The organism is Streptomyces spiroverticillatus, assembly GCA_014650415.1.
GTDB classification, from domain to species: Bacteria; Actinomycetota; Actinomycetes; order Streptomycetales; family Streptomycetaceae; genus Streptomyces; species Streptomyces spiroverticillatus.
On the sequence record BMUX01000011.1, the window covers coordinates 103,554 to 124,299 of the forward strand.

A 20,746-nucleotide genomic window follows, 5' to 3' on the forward strand; every position below is an offset into this window, starting at 1 on the left:
GGGCCGAACGGGACCGCAGTCCTACAACCCCGCTTGGACTTCCCGAACGGGGTTGTTGGACTGCCGGGACCCGTGGGGTCCGTTTCCGTTGACGGGGCTCCTGGGGCCGGGCTTACTCAAGCCCCATGTCGCTGAGATTCCGTGCGTCGTGCGCCGTCGCCGCCGCCTCGTCCGTCGTGTTCGCGCTGGCAGGTCCGGCGCTTCCCACGTCGGCCGCGGTACCGGCCGCCCCGGCCCCCGCCGCCGACACCGCCGTCATCCAGTCCCCGCAGCTCACCGTCACCGTGGCCAAGGACTTCCCCCGGGTTCTCTCGTACACCGAGCGCGCGGGCGGTGCCCGGCTCCTTGGCAGCACGAAGCCGGTCACCGAAATCGTCCTGAACGGCACCGCCCGCCCCGTGCAGGCCAAGGCCGCACCCCGGATGCGGGCCGACTCCGCCTCGTACACCCTGCTCGTGCCCTCCCTCCCCGGCGTCGAGATCGACGCCACGCTGTCCGTGCGCGGCCGGGCCACCACCTTCCGGGTGACGGCGATCCGCGACACGGAGGCGTTCCGGGTGGGGACGCTCGACATACCCGGGCACGACCTGGTGTCGGTGGGCAGCGGGGAGGCCGGTGCGGAGACCGCGTTCACCCGGCTCGACCCCGACTCCACCCGCACCGCCGACGTCTTCGGGAAGGTGACCGCCGCGACGCCCGTCGAGGCCGCCCCCGTCGGAGCCTCGTACGGGATCGTGAACACCGGGGCCCTCGCCGCCGCCGTCGAGTCCAACTCCTCGTACGACAAGCCGAGCGGGGCCAGCGGCCGGGACGGCGCACGCCTCTGGCACCGGGCGACCAAGGGCGAGGACGGGTCCGTCCGGGTCGGGGTCTGGTCGGGCCAGTGGACGTACCGGGGAGAAGGCGCGCCGAAGCCCGAGAGCGGCAAGGACCTGCCCTGGGCGAAGGTCGTCGTGACCCCCGACGCGAACAGCGACAAGAAGGTCGACTGGCAGGACGGTGCGATCGCCTTCCGGTCCGTCGGGATTGAGGCCCCGGGGTCGAAGGAGACCCCCGACCGGGTCGTCACCCACATCCCCTTCAACTTCGCCAGCCAGGCCACCCACCCCTTCCTGCGCACCCTCGACGACGTCAAGCGCGTCTCGCAGGCGACGGACGGACTCGGGCAGCTCGCCGTCCTCAAGGGGTACGGGTCCGAGGGCCACGACTCCGCCCACCCGGACTACGGCGGCAACTACAACAAGCGCGCCGGCGGCCTCACCGACCTCAACAAGCTCCTCAAGGCGGGCAAGAAGTGGGGCGCCACCTTCGGCGTCCACGTGAACGCCACCGAGTCGTACCCCGAGGCCAAGAACTTCAACGAGACCCTCGTCGACAAGACCAAGCCGGGCTGGAACTGGCTCAACCAGAGCTACTACATCGACCAGCGGCGCGACGTGAACAGCGGCGACCTCGCCAAGCGCTTCCAGCAACTGCGCGACGAGACGGACCGCAACCTCAACTTCCTCTACATCGACGTCTACTACACCCACGGCTGGATCGCCGACAAGACCCTCCAGGCCGTCCAGAAGCAGGGCTGGAACGTCGGCACCGAGTGGGCGGAGAAGTTCGAGCACGCCTCGCTCTGGTCGCACTGGGCCAACGACCTCAACTACGGCGGCAAGACCAACAAGGGCCTCAACTCGCAGATCATCCGCTTCATCCGCAACGGCGAGAAGGACATCTGGAACGACCACCCGATCCTCGGCCAGACCGCCATCGAGGAGTTCGAGGGCTGGACCGGCGAGACCGACTGGAACGCCTTCTACGACAACGTCTGGCAGCGCAACCTGCCCGCCAAGTTCCTCCAGCACCAGAAGATCCAGCACTGGGACAAGGACCGCATCGATTTCACCGGCGGCGTGCGCGGCACCGTCGAGAACGGCAGGCGCGCCTTCTACGTCGGTGACGCCAAGGTCCTCGACGGCGCGAACTACCTCCTCCCGTGGGACGGCGACAAGAAGCTGTACCACTACAACAAGGCCGGAGGGACGACCACGTGGGACGTCCCGGCTGCCTTCCAGCGGGCCGGTTCCTTCACCGTCAGCAAGCTCACCGACAACGGCCGGGTGAAGACCGCCACCGTCCCCGTCAAGGACGGCAAGGTCACCCTCCGGGCGGAAGCCGGTCAGCCGTACGTCCTCCACCCGGCCGGCCGCACCCCCGCCACCCGTGACGCGAACTGGGGCGAGGGCGGTCACGTCGCCGACCCCGGCTTCAACGACGCGAAGCTCGCCGACTGGCGCACCACGGGCAAGGCCGTCCGTGACAGCGACGACCAGGGCCGCAACAGCGCCGCCCTCTCCGGCACCGCCCCCGCCGCCCTCTCCCAGCGCATCACCGGGCTCAAGCCGGGGCAGCGCTACACCGCCTCCGCCTGGATCGAGGTCCAGCCCGGCAAGGAGCGCCGTACGACCCTGAGCATCGGCGGCAAGGACGTCGTCGTGGAGCGCTCCACCGCCAAGGAGCAGACCGCCGCCAACGACTGGCACGGCACCTACTTCCAGCGCGCCAAGGTCAACTTCACCGCACGCGGCGGATCCGACACGCTCACCGTCCGTACGGACAGGGCGAGTTCGGACGTACGGGTCCGGATCGACGACGTCCGCCTCCTCGCCAACGCCCCCGCGACCAAGCCCGGAGCCCTCGTCCACGAGGACTTCGAGGCCGTTGACCAGGGCTGGGGCCCCTTCCTCAAGGGCGACGCGGGCGGCGACACCGACCCCCGCACCCACGTCGCGCAGAAGAACGCCCCGTACACCCAGGCCGGCTGGAACGGAAAGCGCATCGACGACGTCCTCGGCGGCGCCGAGTCCCTGAAGTCCCACGAGGAGAACGACGGGCTCGTCTACCGCACCGCGCCGTGGACCGTCCCCATGAAGGACGGCCACCGGTACAAGGTCGAGTTCGACCGGCAGACCAGCCACTCCGGCTCCTACGAGTGGGTGACCGGCTACGACCGCATCGGCGCGGACGGCAAGCCCGCCTCCGTCGAGACCCGCCGCACCCCGCTGGCCGAACAGCGCACCACCGCCCGCTTCTTGGAGACCGTCACCGCGGGCTGCGGCGACACCTGGGTCGGGCTGCGCAAGAAGGACGGCGCACCCGACGGCGCCGACTTCGTCCTCGACGACTTCACCGTCACCGACCTGGGCCCGGCCCCCGAGCGCGCCGCCTGCGGCACCCTCGCCCTGACCCCGGCCCCCGGCGCCTTCGAGCCCGACCAGAAGCACCAGGTCACGGCCGCCTTCACCAACAACGAGGCGACCGCGGCCACCGACGTGCAGCTCACCCTCGGCCTCCCCGAGGGCTGGACCGCCGAGCCCGCCGGGCCCGTCGCCTTCCCGTCCGTCGACCCGGGCGCCAAGGTCACGGGAAGCTGGCAGGTCACCCCGCCGGTCGACGCCAAGTACCAGCCGTACGAGCTGACCTCGGCCGCCTCGTACGCGGTCGGCGGCACCGCCCGCAAGCTCGCCGCCGCCGCGAGCGTCCGCACCCTGCCGCCGCCGCCCGTCCAGGACACGTACGCCAGTGACCTGGACTGGACGACCATGGACAACGGCTGGGGCCCCGCCGAGAAGGACATGTCCAACGGCGAGACCGCACCCGGCGACGGCAAGCCGATCACCCTCAACGGCGTCGCCCACGCGAAGGGGCTCGGCACCGCCTCACCCGGCAGGATCCGCTACTACCTGGGCGGCAAGTGCACCTCCTTCACCGCCTCCGTCGGCCTCGACGACGTCCAGAGCAGCCGCGGCAGCGTACAGTTCAGCGTCCTCGCCGACGGTACGGAGAAGGTGAAGTCCCCGGTGCTCAAGGGCGCCGACCCGGGCTGGGCGCTCACCGCCGACGTCACCGGAGCGAAGTACGTCGACCTGGTGACCGGCGACGGCGGCGACGGACCCGGCAACGACCACGCCGACTGGGGGAGCGCCCGCTTCCACTGCGGCGGCTGAGACGCGTGGTGTGCGGCGCCGCTCCGGCGAGTGCCGCACACCACACCGGCGGCCTTTGTTGAACCTTTACAACGCCGACCCGCCAGGAGCAGGCGATTCCCTCGCTTCCCGACATGGTTCTGTGCAGGGTCGACAGGGATACGGTCCGGAGACTGTGCAGAGTCGACGGACCGTTTTCTTGGCGTTCTTCGTAGGGTCGACACATGACCGTTTTGGATACTCCGGGCGCCCAGGGCGAGCCCACCGACTCCCGCGGCCGGGTGGCCGAGCTGCACGCACTGCGTGAGCAGGCCGTACAGGGCCCGAGCGAGCGGGCCACCCAGGCGCAGCACGCCAAGGGCAAGCTGACCGCGCGCGAGCGCATCGAGCTGCTGCTGGACCCGGACTCCTTCCAGGAGGTCGAGCAGCTGCGCCGGCACCGGGCGACCGGCTTCGGCCTGGAGAACAAGAAGCCGTACACCGACGGTGTCATCACCGGCTGGGGCACGGTCGAGGGCCGCACGGTCTTCGTGTACGCGCACGACTTCCGCATCTTCGGCGGTGCGCTGGGCGAGGCCCACGCCACGAAGATCCACAAGATCATGGACATGGCGATCTCGGCGGGTGCCCCGCTGGTCTCGCTGAACGACGGCGCGGGCGCCCGTATCCAGGAAGGCGTCTCCGCCCTTGCCGGGTACGGCGGGATCTTCCAGCGGAACACCCGGGCCTCCGGTGTCATCCCGCAGATCTCGGTCATGCTCGGCCCGTGCGCGGGCGGCGCGGCCTACAGCCCGGCGCTCACCGACTTCGTGTTCATGGTCCGCGAGACCTCGCAGATGTTCATCACCGGTCCCGACGTGGTGCGGGCCGTGACGGGCGAGGAGATCACCCAGAACGGGCTCGGCGGTGCGGATGTGCACGCCGAGACCTCGGGTGTGGCGCACTTCGCGTACGACGACGAGGAGACCTGCATCGCCGAGGTCAGGTACCTGATCTCGATGCTGCCCTCCAACAACCGGGAGAACCCGCCGACCGTGGTCTCCGAGGACCCGGCGGACCGGCGCGGCGACGTCCTGCTGGACCTGGTCCCGGCCGACGGCAACCGGCCGTACGACATGCGCAAGGTCATCGAGGAGCTCGTCGACGACGGCGACTACCTGGAGATCCACGAGCGCTGGGCCACCAACATCCTGTGCGCCCTGGCCCGGCTCGACGGCCAGGTCGTCGGCATCGTGGCGAACCAGCCGCAGTCCCTCGCCGGTGTCCTGGACATCGAGGCAAGTGAGAAGGCCGCACGTTTCGTCCAGATGTGCGATGCTTTCAATATCCCCATTGTGACGCTGCTCGACGTCCCCGGCTTCCTGCCCGGCGTCGACCAGGAGCACGGCGGCATCATCCGGCACGGCGCGAAGCTGCTGTACGCGTACTGCAACGCCACCGTGCCGCGGATCTCGCTGATCCTGCGCAAGGCGTACGGCGGCGCGTACATCGTCATGGACTCGCAGTCCATCGGCGCGGACCTCACGTACGCCTGGCCGACGAACGAGATCGCCGTGATGGGGGCCGAGGGCGCGGCCAACGTCATCTTCCGCAAGCAGATCGCGGAGGCCGAGGACCCCGAGGCGATGCGGGCACGCATGGTCAAGGAGTACAAGGCCGAGCTGATGCACCCGTACTACGCGGCCGAGCGAGGCCTGGTGGACGACGTGATCGACCCGGCGGAGACCCGTCAGGTCCTCATCTCCTCGCTGGCCATGCTGCGCAACAAGCACGCGGACCTGCCGTCGCGCAAGCACGGCAACCCGCCCCAGTGACTTTCCTCAGCCTGACGACCGACTGAGACTGCGACGAGACGACGGAGACGACGAAACTGATGAGTACCCCTGCCGATACGAAGAACCTCCTGCGCGTGGAGAAGGGCGAGGCGGCCCCCGAGGAGCTCGCGGCCATCACCGCGATCCTCCTGGCCCGTGCCGCCGCCCGGCCCGCCGAGGTCTCGGCCCCGCACGGCCGCACGGCTGCCGGCTGGCGCCGGCTGGAGCGCACCCCGGGCTTCCGCGCCCCCCACAGCTGGCAGGGCTGAGCCCTCCCTTCCCGAAGGCCCGGCCCCCGCATTTGCTGCGGGGGCCGGGCCTTCGGCGTGTGCGGGGGCTGCGGCGAGGCCCTCCCCCCGCCCGCACCCCCGACACCGGCCCGAAGACGCCGAAGGGCCCGTGCCCCCCGGTGAGAGGGGGCACGGGCCCGAGCCCGTACAAGAAGCCGCTAGCGCAGGCGGGCCATCAGGGCGTGCTCGACCAGCGTGATGAGCGCGCTCTTGGCGTCCGCGCGGTGGCGGGCGTCCGTGGTGATGATCGGGGTGTCGGGGCCGATCTGGAGGGCTTCCCGGACCTCTTCGGGGTTGTACGGCTGGTGGCCGTCGAAGCCGTTGAGGGCGATCACGAAGGGCAGGCCGCTGTTCTCGAAGTAGTCGACCGCCGGGAAGCAGTCGGCGAGACGGCGGGTGTCGACCAGGACGACGGCGCCNGGTGATGCGGCCGAAGTCCATGGCGACCGTCGTGGTCGTCTTGTCACCGGTGTGGGTGAGGTCGTCGATGCCCGCCGAGGCGGAGGTCATGACGGCCTCGGTGCGCAGCGGGTTGATCTCCGACACGGCTCCGACGAACGTCGTCTTGCCGACGCCGAAGCCGCCCGCCACCACGATCTTCGCGGAGGTTGTGGAGCGGGCTGCTCCGCTGCTAGAGCTTGCGAAGTCCACTGAGCACCCTTTCGAGCAGTGTCACATCTGGCTGACCGCCCGCGGCTTCGTCGCCGCCGGGCTGGTGAATGGCGACGAGTCCGGCCTCTGCCAGGTCGGCGACGAGGATTCGGGCTACGCCGAGGGGGATGGAGAGGAGTGCGGAGATCTCGGCGACCGATTTGATCTCACGGCACAGGTGGCAGATCCGCTGGTGCTCGGGCAACTGCCCTTGCAGCCTGCTGGGTTCCGCCGTGGTGTGCACCAGCGCCTCGATGGCGAGCTGGTAGCGGGGCCTGGTCCGGCCGCCCGTCATGGCGTACGGACGCACCAGGGGGTTGTGTCCGCCGCCCCCGGAGGAAGAGGACGACGGGGACCCCGCACGGCCCGTCTGCTGCCGGGGCGGCACCGGCTGGATGCCGGAGGGCTGCCCGTGGCGCGGGGGCTGCGGGGGCTGCTGCTGGTAGGGGCGCTGCTCGTACGGCTGCTGGTATCCCGAGGACTGCTGACCGCCCTGCGGGGAACGGCTGGGCGCAGAGGGGAAGTTGAACCGGTTCTGCGAGGGGTCGCTCTGACCGCTCTGGCCCTGGCCCGGGCCACGGCCATAGGGCCAGTCGGCCGACGAACCGTTGGGGGGCGTTGCCACGTTCTCCTCCTCCGACTGCACTGCGGGGCACCATCACCTGTGGAGCCACATCCCCGAACCCTAAAGCCCGGGGATGCCAATACGCACGGGGTGTCTGCCAGTTGAACAGACTTCGTCAAGAACCCTCAGCGGAGGAACACGCCCTCCGCTGAGGGGTTCAGTTCAGCAGACTCCCCTGGAGTTCGGCCCGCAGATCCGGGGTCAGCACCGTGCCGGCCCGGTCCACCAGCAGTGCCATCTCGTAGCCTACGAGGCCGATGTCGGCATCGGGGTGGGCGAGGACGGCGAGGGAAGATCCGTCGGAGATGGACATGATGAAAAGGAATCCTCGCTCCATCTCCACCACGGTCTGGTTGACGGCGCCGCCCTCGAAGATCCGAGAGGCACCCGCCGTCAGCGACGTCAAACCGGAGGCCACGGCCGCCAGTTGATCGGCACGGTCACGGGGGAATCCTTCGGACATCGCCAGCAGGAGTCCGTCGGCGGAGACCACCACCGTGTGGGAAACACCGGGGGTGTTGTCCACGAAGTTGGTGATCAACCAGTTCAGATTCTGCGCCGCCTGGCTCATCGGGCTCACACTAACGCTCCTGGTTGTAGGTACTACCCGGTCCACTGTGCTGATCGTAAGTGGCCGCTTGGTTCTGGTCGGTTCCCGCGCTGCGTCCCCGCTGGACGCCCCGGCGCAGATTGCTCAGCCTGCCGCGTACGTCCTCGGGTGCGCGAGAGACCTGGGGGCCGCTCTGCGGGCTCTGCTCCGCGGTGCCCTCGACCAGGTTGGCCTTGGGCACCCGCTTGGGGAGGCCGGAGGGAGTGATCCCGCCCGCCTTCGGGTCCTTGAGCTTCTCGGCCCGCTGCCAGCGCTCGTCGTTCGACGTGCGCCAGCCGCTGTCGGCCGGGGGCTCCTGCCGCGCCGGTGCGGACCGCTGCGGCTGCTCCGGCACGCCCGTGGAGGACGGCTGCTGCGGCTTGCGGGTCGGCAGGGCGGCCTGCGGTCGCTGCTGGTTCTCCGATGCCGAGGACGACGCGGACGCCGACTGCTCGGCACGGCCGGACTTGCTGTGCCGGCTGAGCTGGCTCTCCTGGCCGGGCTGGCTGCCGCGGCGCGGAAGACCCGCGTCCGTCAGGGCGTGACCCTCGCGCGGTGCGTCCGGGGCGGTGCCCGGACGGTCGAAGCCTACGGGGTCGTCGGCCGCCGGGGGAGTCTCCTGCGAAGACTGTCCGGAAGGCGCGGTTCCGGATTCCGTTTCGGCCGGGTACGAGGGCTCGTAGCCGGACTGGAATCCGTTCGGGTCCTGCCACTGGGCCTGCTGCGGCTGCTCCTCGTACGCCTGGTACTCGGGTTCCGCATAGCCCTGCTGCGGCAAGGACTGCGAAGGCTGCGGGGTCTGCGGAGCCTGCTGGGCCGGGAAGCGCTCCGTGGAGCCGAAGGCCTCGCGCTGGCCGAAGCCGTCGAAGCCGCCGGGGGCGGGTTGCTGCTCCTGGTAGCCGGCGTGCTCGCCCTGCTGCTGCGGGTAGCCGTTCGGGTCGTAACCCTGCTGGTACGCCTGCTGCTGCGGGTCGTAGGCGTTCGGGTCGTACCCCTGCGGCGCCGCCTGCTGGGGCCCGTACCCCTGCTCGTACGAAGCCTGCTGGGGCTCCTGCACCTCGTCGCGGAAGAGCGGGCGGCCGTCGGGCTGCGCGGCGCGGCCCTCCAGGGCGGCCCTGCGCTCCTCGCGGAGCAGCGAGCGGTTCACCGGATCGAGCGGTGCGCGTTCGCCCTGGCCGGCCTCGTAGCGCGAGTCGTCGAAGCCGAGTTCGGCGGCGGTGCGCATCGGGGCGGCGTCCAGGGACGGCTGCTCCGGGCGCTGTTCGGCGATGATCGAGGAGACCGTGAAGTCGTCCTGCGGCTGGTTCTCGCCACCGCCACCGTGGGTGATCGCGTCCGGGAGCATGACCAGCGAGGTCGTGCCCGCCTGCTCGCCCGAGGGGCGCAGCTGGACGCGGATGCCGTGCCGGTCGGCGAGGCGGCCGACCACGAACAGGCCCATGCGCTGCGAGACGGCGGCGTCCACCGTCGGCGGGTTGGCCAGCTTGTGGTTGATGTCCGCGAAGTCCTCGGGGGTGAGCCCGATGCCCTTGTCGTGGATCTCGACCATGACGCGGCCGTCGGGCAGACGCGTCGCGTTGACGCGGACCTTGGTCTGCGGGGAGGAGAACGTGGTGGCGTTCTCCAGCAGCTCGGCGAGGAGGTGCACGAGGTCGGTCACGGCCTGACCGTGGATCTCCGACTCCGGGACGCCGGTCAGCTCGATGCGCTCGTAACTCTCCACCTCGGAGGAGGCGGCGCGCAGCACGTCGACGAGGGGGACCGGCTGGTTCCAGCGGCGGCCCGGCTCCTCGCCCGCGAGGACCAGGAGGTTCTCGCCGTTGCGGCGCATACGGGTGGCGAGGTGGTCGAGCCGGAAGAGGCTTTCGAGCTGGTCCGGGTCGGCCTCGTTGTTCTCCAGGTCGGTGATGAGGGTCAGCTGGCCCTCGATCAGGGACTGGTTGCGGCGCGAGAGGTTGGTGAAGATCGCGTTGACGTTGCCCCGGAGCATGGCCTGCTCGGCGGCGAGCCGCACGGCCTCGCGGTGCACCTGGTCGAAGGCGCGGGCGACTTCGCCTATCTCGTCGTGCGAGGTGATCGGGATGGGCTGCACGCGGGTGTCCACGCGGCCCGGCTCCGTACGCGAGAGCTGGTCGACCAGCATCGGCAGGCGCTGCTCGGCGACGCTGAAGGCGGCGGTGCGCAGGCGCTTCATCGAGCGGCTCATCTGGCGGGCGACCGCACCGGCCAGCACGAAGGCGGCGAGCACGGCGATCACGACGATGGCGCCGTTGATGAGGGCGTCGTTGCGGGAGTCCTCGGAGATCTGCGCGGCGTCGTTCACGGCCTTCGTGACGAGCTCGTTCTCGATCTCGGTGTAGCCGTCGAACTTGCCGGTGGCCGCGGCCATCCAGGTCAGCGGGACGATGCCCTTGGCGGCGAGCCTGCTCTGCTTCTGGCCCTTGCAGATCTCGGCGGCCATGCCGTCGAGGACCGAACCGTTCTTGGACGGCGGCGTCGGGAAGGGCTTGCCGGTGGCCTGCGCGGCGGCCTGCGCCTCGGCGAGCTTCTTCCCGCCCTCCTCGGCCTTGCCCTTCATCACGTCGCGGAGCCGGTCCACGTCGTGCTGGGTGCCGCCCGAGACGTACTCGCCGAGAGCGATCGTCTCCAGGTAGTTGTACGAGCAGAACGCCTTGACCTGGCCGTCGAAGACGGCGTCCTCGCCGTTCGGCCGCACCAGCAGGTGCATTCCGATGGAGCGCTGGAGGGACTCGGCGGCCTTCGCCAGCTCGACCGCGTACACGGTCCGGCCGTAGGAGGTGATGTTGCCGGAGCCGATGCTCAGTTCGTTCGACACCTCCATCAGGAAGTGCTGGACGTCGCGGTAGCCCTCTTCGGTGGCGACCGGGTTCTTGCTCTCGACGCCCGCGGTGTAGGCGGTCTCGCGCAGCGGGGTGAGCTTCGGCTCGGCCTGCCGGATGCGGGTGAGGCGGTTCTTCAGGCCCTGGTTGTCGGGCGCGCCCGCGACGGCGGTGTCGAACTTCTTCTTCGCGGCGTCGGTGGCCGACCTGGCCTCCTCGACGGCCGGCGCGGTGCGCTTGCCGGCCAGCAGCGGCTGGGCCGTCAGGTCGCGCTCGTTGAGCAGCGCGTGCCCGTACTCGGCGGCGGCGCGCACGATGAGTGCGGTCTTCTCCGCGTCCTGGGCCTCGCGCCAGGTCCGGATGGAGCCGTTGACCTGGAAGCCGCCCATCACGAGGGCGACCAGCACGGGTATGAGGAGAATCGCGTTCAGCCGGGTGGCCACGCGCCAGTTGCGCGGGGACATCCGGCTGGAACTGCCGCCCGGGGCAGGCGCCTGGCTCGGCGCCTCGGCAGCAGGCGACGCCGCAGTGCGCGACGGCGGGGTGAAGTTGCCCCGTGTCTGCTGCTCTGCGGAGCTCTTCTTGCTTCGCCTCACTCGACCAACAACCTCTCGGCGTCGGCACCAACGCTGTGCCGTGTTTCGTTCGGGGCCGTACTACTGCTGTCCTGTGCGTACTTACTCAGGAGTTTCGCCGAATTCCAGCACGGCCGACGGTTCTGAACCAAACAGCCGGAAGAAGGCCTCCCTAGTGGCCCATCCCTCAGATAAAACGGGCATAAAGAACGAGCCCCGTCAAAAGACGGGGCTCGTGTGAGCGCAGCGACACCGGATGAACGCACCGGGTTGCCCCGCTCGGGCAATTCTCATTCGAAACGTTATGAACTCCACTGCGGAGCCGGAGCGGAGAGTGTCGTACGACACAACCCGCCCCTGTGGGACTACGACAACTTCCGTACCGCAGACCCGACTTGTGAAGTACCTGTGCGCTACTTCAGACGGGCCATCAGCGCGTGCTCGACCAGCGTGATCAGGCCACTCTTCGCATCTGCACGGTGTCGGGCGTCCGTCGTGATGATCGGGGTGTCCGGCCCGATCTGGAGCGCCTCGCGCACCTCCTCCGGCGTGTACGGCTGGTGGCCGTCGAAGCCGTTGAGGGCGATCACGAAGGGCAGGCCGCTGTTCTCGAAGTAGTCGACCGCCGGGAAGCAGTCGGCGAGACGGCGGGTGTCGACCAGGACGACGGCGCCGATCGCGCCGCGCACCAGGTCGTCCCACATGAACCAGAAGCGGTCCTGGCCCGGCGTACCGAAGAGGTACAGGATCAGGTCCTGGTCCAGCGTGATGCGGCCGAAGTCCATCGCCACCGTGGTGGTGGTCTTGCCCCCGGTGTGGGTGAGGTCGTCGATCCCCGCGGACGCGGAGGTCATGACGGCCTCCGTGCGCAGCGGGTTGATCTCCGAGACGGCACCCACGAACGTGGTCTTGCCGACGCCGAAGCCACCCGCCACGACGATCTTGGCGGAGGTGGTGGAACGGGCCGCGCCCGTCGCGCCGTCAGAGCTTGCGAAGTCCACTGAGCACCCTTTCCAGCAGCGTCACGGCCGGCGTTCCGTCGGCCTCCGCGCCCTCGCCCGGCTGGTGGATGGCCACCATCCCGGCCTCGGCCAGGTCGGCGACCAGGATGCGCGCGACACCGAGCGGCATCGACAGCAGCGCCGAGACCTCGGCCACCGACTTGACCTCACGGCACAGGTGGCAGATGCGCTGGTGCTCGGGGAGCAGCGTGGACAGGTGCGCCGGGTCGGCCGTGGTGGATACCAGCGCCTCGATGGCGAGCTGGTAACGCGGCCTGGTCCGGCCACCGGTCATCGCGTACGGACGTACCAGCGGCTGATCGCCCTCGTGGTCGTACGGCGCGTCGAGATGCGCGCCGCCGTACGGATCGTGAGAGGCAGGGGGCGGGGTCATGGGTCCTCCGGGCATGACAGCAGGGTGTCGGCGTGCCGTCTGACGGGGCCGGTGGGGGATCGGACTACGGCCGGACGGTTGTGGTGCGTGTGGTGCGGGTGATGCGTATGTACCCAGTGGGCACCTAGTGGAGAAGGCTGCCCTGGAGTTCCGCGCGGAGGTCCGGGGTGAGGACCGTGCCCGCCCGGTCGACCAGCAGCGCCATCTCGTACCCGACCAGACCGATGTCGGCGTCGGGGTGCGCGAGCACCGCCAGCGACGAGCCGTCCGAGATCGACATGAGGAAGAGGAAGCCGCGCTCCATCTCCACCACGGTCTGGCTGACCGGGCCGCCCTCGAAGATCCGGGACGCGCCCGCCGTCAGCGAGGTGAGCCCGGAGGCCACCGCCGCCAACTGGTCGGCACGGTCACGGGGGAAACCTTCGGACATCGCCAGAAGGAGTCCGTCGGCGGAGACCACCACCGTGTGGGAAACACCGGGGGTGTTGTCCACGAAGTTGGTGATCAACCAGTTCAGATTCTGCGCCGCCTGGCTCATCGGACTCAACTAACGCTCCTGCTGGTGAGTGGGGTCAACGGTGCGGAACGTGCCAGTGGTGCCGTTGCTTCCGGCCTGGCGGCCCTGCTGGATACCCCGACGAAGATTGGTCAGCCGGCCGCGTACGTCATCGGGCGCACGGGAGACCTGCGGACCTGTCTGGTGGTTCTGTTCCTGCGCCGTGCCCGGGACCAGGTTGGCCTTCGGGACGCGACGGGGAAGTCCTGAGGTGGTGACGCCGCCCGCAGCGGGCTTGCGCACCCGCTCGGCCTGCCGGACGAGTTCGTCGTTCGGCGAGGGCCGCCACGCCGCCTCGGCGGACTCGCGCTCGGGAGCGGAGACCGTCGGCTGGGCGGGCACGGAGGCGGCGGGCTGGGGGGTGCCGCCCTGGTCCTGGTGGAACCAGTTCGACTCCAGCGTGTCGAAGAGCGGCGTACGGCCGTCTCCGGGACCCGCGGCGGGCGGCAGCGAGTCCTGCTGCACCTGCGGGACGGGCTGGGTCTGCTGCGGCGACTGCGGCGACTGCGGCGCCTGGGACGGCTGCTGGTAGGCACCCGGCTGGCCCGGCAGGCTCGCCACCGGACGCGGCGGCCGGAAGGCGGAGTCGTCCCGGCCGGCCTCGCCGCCGCGCGGACGCGGGGCGCCGGTGGGCGGGGCGGGCGTCGGCCGGTCGTAGGAACCGGTGTCGTACCCGTCGCTGCGGTGCGCACCCGTGTCGTACGGGTCGGAGCGGTGCGCGCCGGTGTCGTACGGGTCGGGCCCGCGCTGCGGCTCGCGGACGTCGGGGCGCTCGTAGTTGCCCGTCGCCGCCGCGAAGTCCGACTGCGCGAACTGGCCGGTCGCCGCCGGGTCCTGGAACGAGGGCTGCGGGAACTGCCCGGTGGACGCCGGGTCCTGGGGCCCGCGCACCTGCGGGAACTGTCCGGTGTGGCCGGGGCCCTGCGGTGCCTGTACGCCACGGCCCTGCGGCCCGCGCACGTCCGGGCGCTCGAACTGACCGGTGCCCGAAGGCTCCTGGCGCACGTCGGGACGCTCGTAGTCGCCCGCCGCCGCGAAGTCCTGCTGCGCGAACTGGCCGGTGGACGCCGGGTCCTGCGGGCCACGATTCTGCGGAGCCGCCTGCGGGAACTGCCCGGTGGACGCGGGGTCCTGGAAGCCCGGCTGCGGGAACTGCCCCGTCGAGGCCGGGTCCTGCGGCCCGCGCACCTGCGGGAACTGTCCGGTGTGGCCGGGTCCCTGCGGTGCCTGTACGCCACGGCCCTGCGGCCCGCGCACGTCCGGGCGCTCGAACTGACCGGTGGACGCGGGGTCCTGCCGTACGTCGGGACGCTCGAACTGGCCGGTGGACGCCGGGTTCTGGCGGACGTCCGGGCGCTCGAACTGGCCCGTCGCCGATCCCGGCGGCGGCCCGTTGAAGTCCGGGCGGTCGAACTCGGCGGTGGAGCCGGGACCCTGGCGGTCCTCCGTCTCCTCGTGGCCGCGCGGCTGGTCGGCCGGGTTCGGCCGGGCGCCCCAGCTGGTGGGCTGACCGCCCTGCGGCGGCACCGGGCGCTGCGGCGGCGCGGCGGGGTTGCCGCCGGGCAGCTCGGCACGCGGGCCGTTCGCGCGGGGCAGGCTGCGGTCCGGCTCGGGAGCGTGCGCCTGGCGCACGTCCTCGCGCCCGCCGCGCCCGCCGCCGAACGCACCGGCGAGACCGCCGCCGCGCTTGCCCGTGGAGGCCGGGGGAGCACCGGTCAGACCGGCGCCGGGAGTACGGCCGGGCAGCGCGGCCCGGGGACCCGAACCCGCCGGGACCTGACGGCGCGAGGGCTCGGAGCCGAGCATCCCGCCGCCCTGCGGGGCAGGCCCACCGGGACGGCTGCCGGGGCCGCCGCCCGCACCGGGACCGCCGGGCAGACCCGGACGCGGACCCTGGCCGGCGGGCATCTGCGGGGCGCCGCCGGGAGCACCGGGGCCGCCGGGCTTGCCGGGAAGCTTCTTGCCGCCCTGCGCGACGTCCACGGGCAGCATGACCAGCGCGGTCGTACCGCCGGAGTCGGACGGGCGGAGCTGGATGCGGATGCCGTGTCGCAGGGACAGACGGCCGACCACGAACAGACCCATGCGGCGGGAGACCGAGACGTCCACGGTCGGGGGAGCGGCGAGCCGCTCGTTGATCGCGGAGAGGTCCTCGGGGGAGAGACCGATGCCGGTGTCGTGGATCTCGACCAGCACCCGGCCGTCGGGCAGCGCGTGACCGGTGACGCGGACCTTGGTCTGCGGCGAGGAGAACGACGTCGCGTTCTCCAGCAGCTCTGCGAGAAGGTGCACGAGGTCGTTGACGACCCTGCCGGCGACCTCGGTCGAGGGCACGGAGGCCAGTTCGATGCGCTCGTACTGCTCCACCTCGGAGGCGGCGGCACGGAGCACGTCGACCAGCGGCACGGGGCGCGTCCAGCGACGGCCCGGCTCCTCACCGGCGAGGACGAGGAGGTTCTCGCCGTTCCGGCGCATACGGGTCGCGAGGTGGTCGAGCTTGAAGAGCGAGGACAGCTGGTCCGGGTCGGCCTCGCGGGCCTCCAGCTCGGAGATCAGCGACAGCTGACGCTGGATGAGGCCCTGCGAACGGCGCGAGAGGTTGGTGAACATCGCGTTGACGTTGCCTCGCAGCAACGCCTGCTCGGCGGCGAGTCGCACCGCGTCGCGGTGCACGTCGTCGAACGCGGTGGCCACACGGCCGATCTCGTCCCTGCTGTGCACGCCGACCGACTCCACGGAGGTGTCGACGTCCTGCGGGTCCGACTCGGAGAGCGCCTTGACGAGCTCCGGCAGACGGTCCTGGGCGACCCGGGTCGCGGTGTCCTGGAGGCGGCGCAGCGAGCGGATCATGGACCGCGCCATGACGAACGCGCCGACCAGCGAGACGCCGAGCACGAGGAGGATGACGGCACCGGAGATGATCGTCGAGCGCTCGGAGTCGGCCTTCAGCTCGCGGGCCTTCTGCTCCATCTGGTCGAGCAGCGTGCGCTCGATGCGCGTCATCGAGTCGATCTCGTTGCTCGCCTGGTCCTCCCAGTCCTTGTAGGACCGGACCTTGAGCTGCTTGATGCCGCCCTCGGTGTTGAGGACCTTGTCCGCGTACTCGTCGGCGCGCTTGGAGTCCGGGTTGGAGTTGGTCAGGACGCCCAGCAGCTCGCCGGCCTTGGCGCCGTAGATGCTGCTGAAGGTGTCCAGCGAGGTCTTCTCGTTCGACCGTGCGGTCTGGCCGAACAGCCGGTCGCTCTCCTGGAGGTTGGCGCCCTTGGGGTCGTCCGGGTTCATCGGCAGCGAGGCGGCGATGATCGCGCGCTGCACCGAGGCGTACTCCTTGGCGTTCGAGAACGCCGCCAGCGCACGGGTGCGCTTGATCATCTCGGGGCTCGAGGTGGCCTGCGCCATGTCCTGCGAGAGGCTGAGCAGCGCGGTGATCAGACCGCTGTAGGCGCTGACCGTCTGCGAGTTGCCGGCCGCGGTGCGGTTCTGGAACGCCTTCTCGCGGATCGTCTTCAGGGTGTTCAGCCGCACGCTGATGTCGGTGAGGCTGTCCCGGATGCTGGTGAGGGACTCGTCGTTCTCCTCACCCACGTCGACACCCTTGGTGCCGATGATGAACGCTTCCCGGAACCGGTCGCTCTTGGCCTGCTCGGCCTGGATCGTCGGGTCGTTCTTGGGGGTGTCGTTGGCCAGCGGACCCGCGGTCTTGTCGCGCTCGTTCTGGAGCGCCGCGGCGAGGTCGGTCGCCTTGCGGGTCATGTCGGTCAGCAGCTGCATGTGCTCCAACTGCTGCATGTCGCTGAGGGACTCGTTGATACGCAGCCCACCGAGCGCGGTGGCCGCGACCACGGGGAGGGCCAGCAGCGACACCAGTCGCGTGCTGATGCTCCAGTTGCGCAGGGATATTCGGGTGCCCTCGGTGATGGGCTTCGGCGCCTTGGCCTTCTTGCCCGCGGCCGCGTCGGAGGCCGCCGGGGGTTCCTGCGAGGGACCGCCGCCGAAGGCACCGCCACCGCCGCCGAAGGCGCCGCCCGCGCCGGGACCGGCCGGACCGGGCCGGGCGGGCCCGCCACCGGGTTGCGCCGGGCCGTCACCCTGGGGAGTCCGGGCGTGCGGGGGCTGGGGCGATGAGCCCGGGGCGGCCTGGCCGCGCGGCTCCTGCTCGGCCGGGGTTTCCCCACGGCCCTGGCGGGCCTGGGGAGACCCCATGCCATCCCTCTTGAAACGTCCCTGCACTAGCGTCGCAACCTCTGGACCAGGCGTTCTGTCGCCGAGCGGCAGAACGGTGTCGAGTCGTGGGGTACCGGATCATCCCCATTGGGTGGTCGTGAGTGACCGCGGTCCGGGGAATTCCAGCACAGTGCCGGATCTCCAACAAGGCCCGTGTGACCCGGTGCACCTGGGGTGACGCTTTGTGCCCGGCACGTCACCAGTCGTAGAATCCTTTCCCGTACGAAATAGACATTTGCGTACGAGTCGCTTACGGGTGGGGGGTGCCCCAGTCGAGACGATCAGGAGCGGAATCGGTCCTTCAGGGATGCAATGTCCGTTTCTGCACCCAAGATCAACAGTCCGAATTGAGGCAATTGCCCCACACCTCGTGAGCAAACTCACACGAAGATCCCTGCAGATTCCCGGTTTTGGCCGGGAAGCGGATGTTTAGCCTGACGCTTTACAGGGATTGCGAATCCGACCACCGGCGCCCGTCCGGCGCCCTCATCGACAAGGCGCGACCACTCACATGCAGCCCACGCTCAAGACCACGAAGACGGCGAAGAAGACGGCCCCCGCGATCCGCAACCTGGCCAACCCGCAGCGCACCACCCTCGCGCACCTGGACAAGAAGACCGGCACCCCCAAGCCGGCCGCCCTCCCGGAGTACGCGCAGGAGCTGCCCTCCGCCACGGCGAACACCCGCCGCACCATCCTGATGGTCGCCCCGGAGATCCAGCAGCTCCCCGAGGCCGTCCCCGCCGCCTGAGCCCTCCTTGATCAGGGAGTCCGGCGAATCAACCCGCGTTAGCCTGGAGCGTCAGACTTCGGCCAGCTCAGGCAAACAGGTAAGGGGCGCAGGCATCCCGTGCGCATCGCCAGATTCTCCATCGACGGCAATGTCGCCTTCGGCGCGGTCGAGGGCGAGGGAACACCCGAGTCGGGTGACCTCGTCCTCGACATCATCAAGGGCATTCCGTACGCCGACCACGAACTCTCCGGCGTCAAGGTCCCGCTGAACAAGGTGCGGCTCCTTCCCCCGGTGCTCCCCAGCAAGGTCGTGGCCATCGGCCGCAACTACGCCGAGCACGCCGCGGAGCTCGGCAACGAGGTCCCCGACGTCCCCGTCGCCTTCTTCAAGCCGTCCACCTCGGTCATCGGCCCCGGCGACTCGATCGCGTACCCCTCCTTCTCCTCCGAACTGCACCACGAGGCGGAGCTCGCCGTGGTCATCGGACGCATGTGCCGCGAGGTCCCCAAGGAGCGCGTCAAGGACGTGATCTTCGGCTACACCGCGGCCAACGACGTCACCGCGCGCGACGTCCAGCAGCGCGAGAAGCAGTGGGCCCGCGCCAAGGGCTTCGACACCTCCTGCCCGCTCGGCCCCTGGGTCGAGACCGAGGTCGACCCCTCCGACCTCACCATCCAGTGCACGGTCAACGGAGAGCAGCGCCAGCTCGGCCGCACCAGCGACATGATCCGCTCGGTCGCCGACCTGGTCGCGCACGTCTCCGAAGCGATGACCCTCCTCCCCGGAGACGTCATCCTCACCGGCACCCCCGCGGGTGTCGGACCCCTGAACGTCGGCGACGAGGTCGCCGTCACCATCGAAGGCATCGGCACTCTCACCAACAAGGTGATCAAGCGTGGCTAACACCCCCTCGTCCCCCGTCCGCGTCCGGTTCTGCCCCTCCCCGACGGGCAACCCGCACGTGGGCCTCGTCCGTACCGCCCTCTTCAACTGGGCGTACGCCCGCCACACCGGCGGCACCATGGTCTTCCGCATCGAGGACACCGACGCCGCACGCGACTCCGAGGAGAGCTACCACCAGCTCCTCGACTCCCTGCGCTGGCTCGGCCTCGACTGGGACGAGGGCCCGGAGGTCGGCGGCCCGCACGCGCCGTACCGCCAGTCCGAGCGCATGGACCTCTACAAGGACGTCGCCGAGAAGCTCCTCGCGGCCGGCCACGCCTACCACTGCTACTGCACCACCGAGGAGCTCGACGCCCGCCGCGACGCCGCCCGCGCCGCCGGCAAGCCGTCCGGTTACGACGGCCACTGCCGCGAGCTGACCGACGAGCAGGTCGCCGCGTACGTCGCCGAGGGCCGCCCCGCGATCGTCCGCTTCCGGATGCCCGACGAGGCGATCACCTTCACGGACCTGGTCCGCGGCGAGATCACCGTCCAGCCCGAGAACGTCCCGGACTACGGCATCGTGCGCGCCAACGGCGCCCCGCTGTACACCCTGGTCAACCCGGTCGACGACGCCCTGATGGAGATCACCCACGTCCTGCGCGGCGAGGACCTGCTCTCCTCCACCCCCCGCCAGATCGCCCTCTACCGCGCGCTGATCGACCTGGGCGTCGCCCACTCGATCCCCGCCTTCGGCCACCTGCCGTACGTCATGGGCGAGGGCAACAAGAAGCTCTCCAAGCGCGACCCGCAGGCGAGCCTCAACATCTACCGCGAGCGCGGCTTCCTCCCCGAGGGCCTGCTCAACTACCTCTCCCTGCTCGGCTGGTCCTTCTCCGCCGACCAGGACATCTTCACGATCCCCGAGCTGATCGAGAAGTTCGACGTCGCCGACGTCAACGCCAACCCGGCCCGCTTCGACCTGAAGAAGGCCGAGTCCATCAACGCGGACCACATCCGCCTGCTGGACCCCAAGGCCTTCGCCGAGGCCTGCGAGCCGTGGCTCACGGCCCCGCACGCCAACTGGGCCCCCGAGGACTTCGACCGCGCCGCCTGGGAGGCCATCGCGCCGCACGCCCAGACCCGCGTGACCGTCCTCTCCGACATCACCGCCAACGTCGACTTCCTGTTCCTCAAGGAGCCGGTGGAGGACGAGGCGTCCTGGACCAAGGCCATGAAGGGCGACCCCGCCGCCCTGCTGACCACGGCCCGCGCCAACCTGGAAGCCGCGAACTGGTCGGACCCCGAGTCCCTCAAGAACGCGGTCCTCACCGCCGGCGAGGCCCACGGCCTCAAGCTCGGCAAGGCCCAGGCCCCGGTCCGCGTCGCCGTCACCGGCCGCACGGTCGGCCTGCCCCTCTTCGAGTCCCTCGAAATCCTGGGCAAGGACAAGACCCTGACCCGCATCGACGCCGCGCTGGCGAAGCTCGCCGCCTGAGCGCCCGACGCACGCCCGAGAAGGGGCGGCAGCCGGTACCCACCGGCTGCCGCCCCTTCTCCGCGTCGTCAGAGGTACGAGTGCGACTTACGTCACCGCC

At 70.5% G+C, this 20,746-nt stretch carries 13 protein-coding genes and 1 pseudogene; 6 read left to right on the forward strand and 8 right to left on the reverse strand.

Annotation, left to right across the window (positions count from 1 at the left end):
• Window positions 1–125: 125 nt before the first annotated feature.
• From IE269_RS27135 to IE269_RS27145, 3 genes are all read left to right on the forward strand, one after another.
• Complete coding sequence (locus tag IE269_RS27135; protein WP_189825791.1) at window positions 126–3,995, forward strand: endo-alpha-N-acetylgalactosaminidase family protein; 3,870 nt, start codon at window positions 126–128, stop codon at window positions 3,993–3,995.
• A gap of 203 nt (window positions 3,996–4,198) precedes the next feature.
• Entirely contained in the window at window positions 4,199–5,788 is a 1,590-nt protein-coding gene (locus IE269_RS27140; RefSeq protein ID WP_189825792.1) for an acyl-CoA carboxylase subunit beta, read from the forward strand.
• 56 nt (window positions 5,789–5,844) lie between these two features.
• Window positions 5,845–6,057 carry an acyl-CoA carboxylase subunit epsilon gene (locus IE269_RS27145; RefSeq protein ID WP_189825945.1) on the forward strand — a complete coding sequence of 71 codons (213 nt, stop codon included), beginning with the start codon at window positions 5,845–5,847 and terminating at the stop codon, window positions 6,055–6,057.
• 179 nt (window positions 6,058–6,236) lie between these two features.
• Here IE269_RS27145 and IE269_RS27150 read toward each other — a convergent pair.
• The 8 genes and pseudogenes from IE269_RS27150 to IE269_RS27185 form a co-directional block, all read right to left on the reverse strand.
• A pseudogene (locus tag IE269_RS27150) lies at window positions 6,237–6,729 on the reverse strand (GTP-binding protein).
• The gene (locus tag IE269_RS27155; RefSeq protein ID WP_189825793.1) at window positions 6,710–7,354 is read right to left on the reverse strand and encodes a DUF742 domain-containing protein; all 645 of its coding nucleotides are present in this window, start codon (window positions 7,352–7,354) and stop codon (window positions 6,710–6,712) included. The pseudogene IE269_RS27150 and the gene IE269_RS27155 overlap by 20 nt, the downstream one beginning before the upstream one ends.
• Window positions 7,355–7,511: 157 nt before the next feature.
• The gene (locus tag IE269_RS27160; RefSeq protein WP_030980891.1) at window positions 7,512–7,925 is read right to left on the reverse strand and encodes a roadblock/LC7 domain-containing protein; all 414 of its coding nucleotides are present in this window, start codon (window positions 7,923–7,925) and stop codon (window positions 7,512–7,514) included.
• A 10-nt stretch (window positions 7,926–7,935) separates the two neighbouring features.
• Complete coding sequence (locus tag IE269_RS27165) at window positions 7,936–11,379, reverse strand: sensor histidine kinase (RefSeq protein WP_189825794.1); 3,444 nt, start codon at window positions 11,377–11,379, stop codon at window positions 7,936–7,938.
• A 392-nt stretch (window positions 11,380–11,771) separates the two neighbouring features.
• Window positions 11,772–12,359, reverse strand: a complete 588-nt coding sequence (locus IE269_RS27170; RefSeq protein WP_189825795.1) for a GTP-binding protein — start codon at window positions 12,357–12,359, stop codon at window positions 11,772–11,774.
• Window positions 12,340–12,753 carry a DUF742 domain-containing protein gene (locus IE269_RS27175; protein ID WP_189825946.1) on the reverse strand — a complete coding sequence of 138 codons (414 nt, stop codon included), beginning with the start codon at window positions 12,751–12,753 and terminating at the stop codon, window positions 12,340–12,342. Before IE269_RS27175 ends, IE269_RS27170 begins: the two co-directional genes overlap by 20 nt.
• Before the next feature lie 124 nt (window positions 12,754–12,877).
• Window positions 12,878–13,291 carry a roadblock/LC7 domain-containing protein gene (locus IE269_RS27180; RefSeq protein WP_189825947.1) on the reverse strand — a complete coding sequence of 138 codons (414 nt, stop codon included), beginning with the start codon at window positions 13,289–13,291 and terminating at the stop codon, window positions 12,878–12,880.
• 9 nt (window positions 13,292–13,300) lie between these two features.
• Complete coding sequence (locus tag IE269_RS27185; protein WP_474184267.1) at window positions 13,301–17,539, reverse strand: sensor histidine kinase; 4,239 nt, start codon at window positions 17,537–17,539, stop codon at window positions 13,301–13,303.
• 505 nt (window positions 17,540–18,044) lie between these two features.
• On the opposite strand from IE269_RS27185, the gene IE269_RS27190 reads away from it, so the two are divergent.
• From IE269_RS27190 to gltX, 3 genes are all read left to right on the forward strand, one after another.
• Complete coding sequence (locus IE269_RS27190; protein WP_189825797.1) at window positions 18,045–18,284, forward strand: hypothetical protein; 240 nt, start codon at window positions 18,045–18,047, stop codon at window positions 18,282–18,284.
• Window positions 18,285–18,383: 99 nt separating this feature from the next.
• Window positions 18,384–19,169 (forward strand): fumarylacetoacetate hydrolase family protein, encoded by a 786-nt coding sequence (locus IE269_RS27195; protein WP_189825798.1) that lies wholly within the window; start codon window positions 18,384–18,386, stop codon window positions 19,167–19,169.
• Window positions 19,162–20,646 carry a glutamate--tRNA ligase gene (gltX, locus tag IE269_RS27200; protein ID WP_189825799.1) on the forward strand — a complete coding sequence of 495 codons (1,485 nt, stop codon included), beginning with the start codon at window positions 19,162–19,164 and terminating at the stop codon, window positions 20,644–20,646. Before IE269_RS27195 ends, gltX begins: the two co-directional genes overlap by 8 nt.
• Window positions 20,647–20,746: the final 100 nt, after the last annotated feature.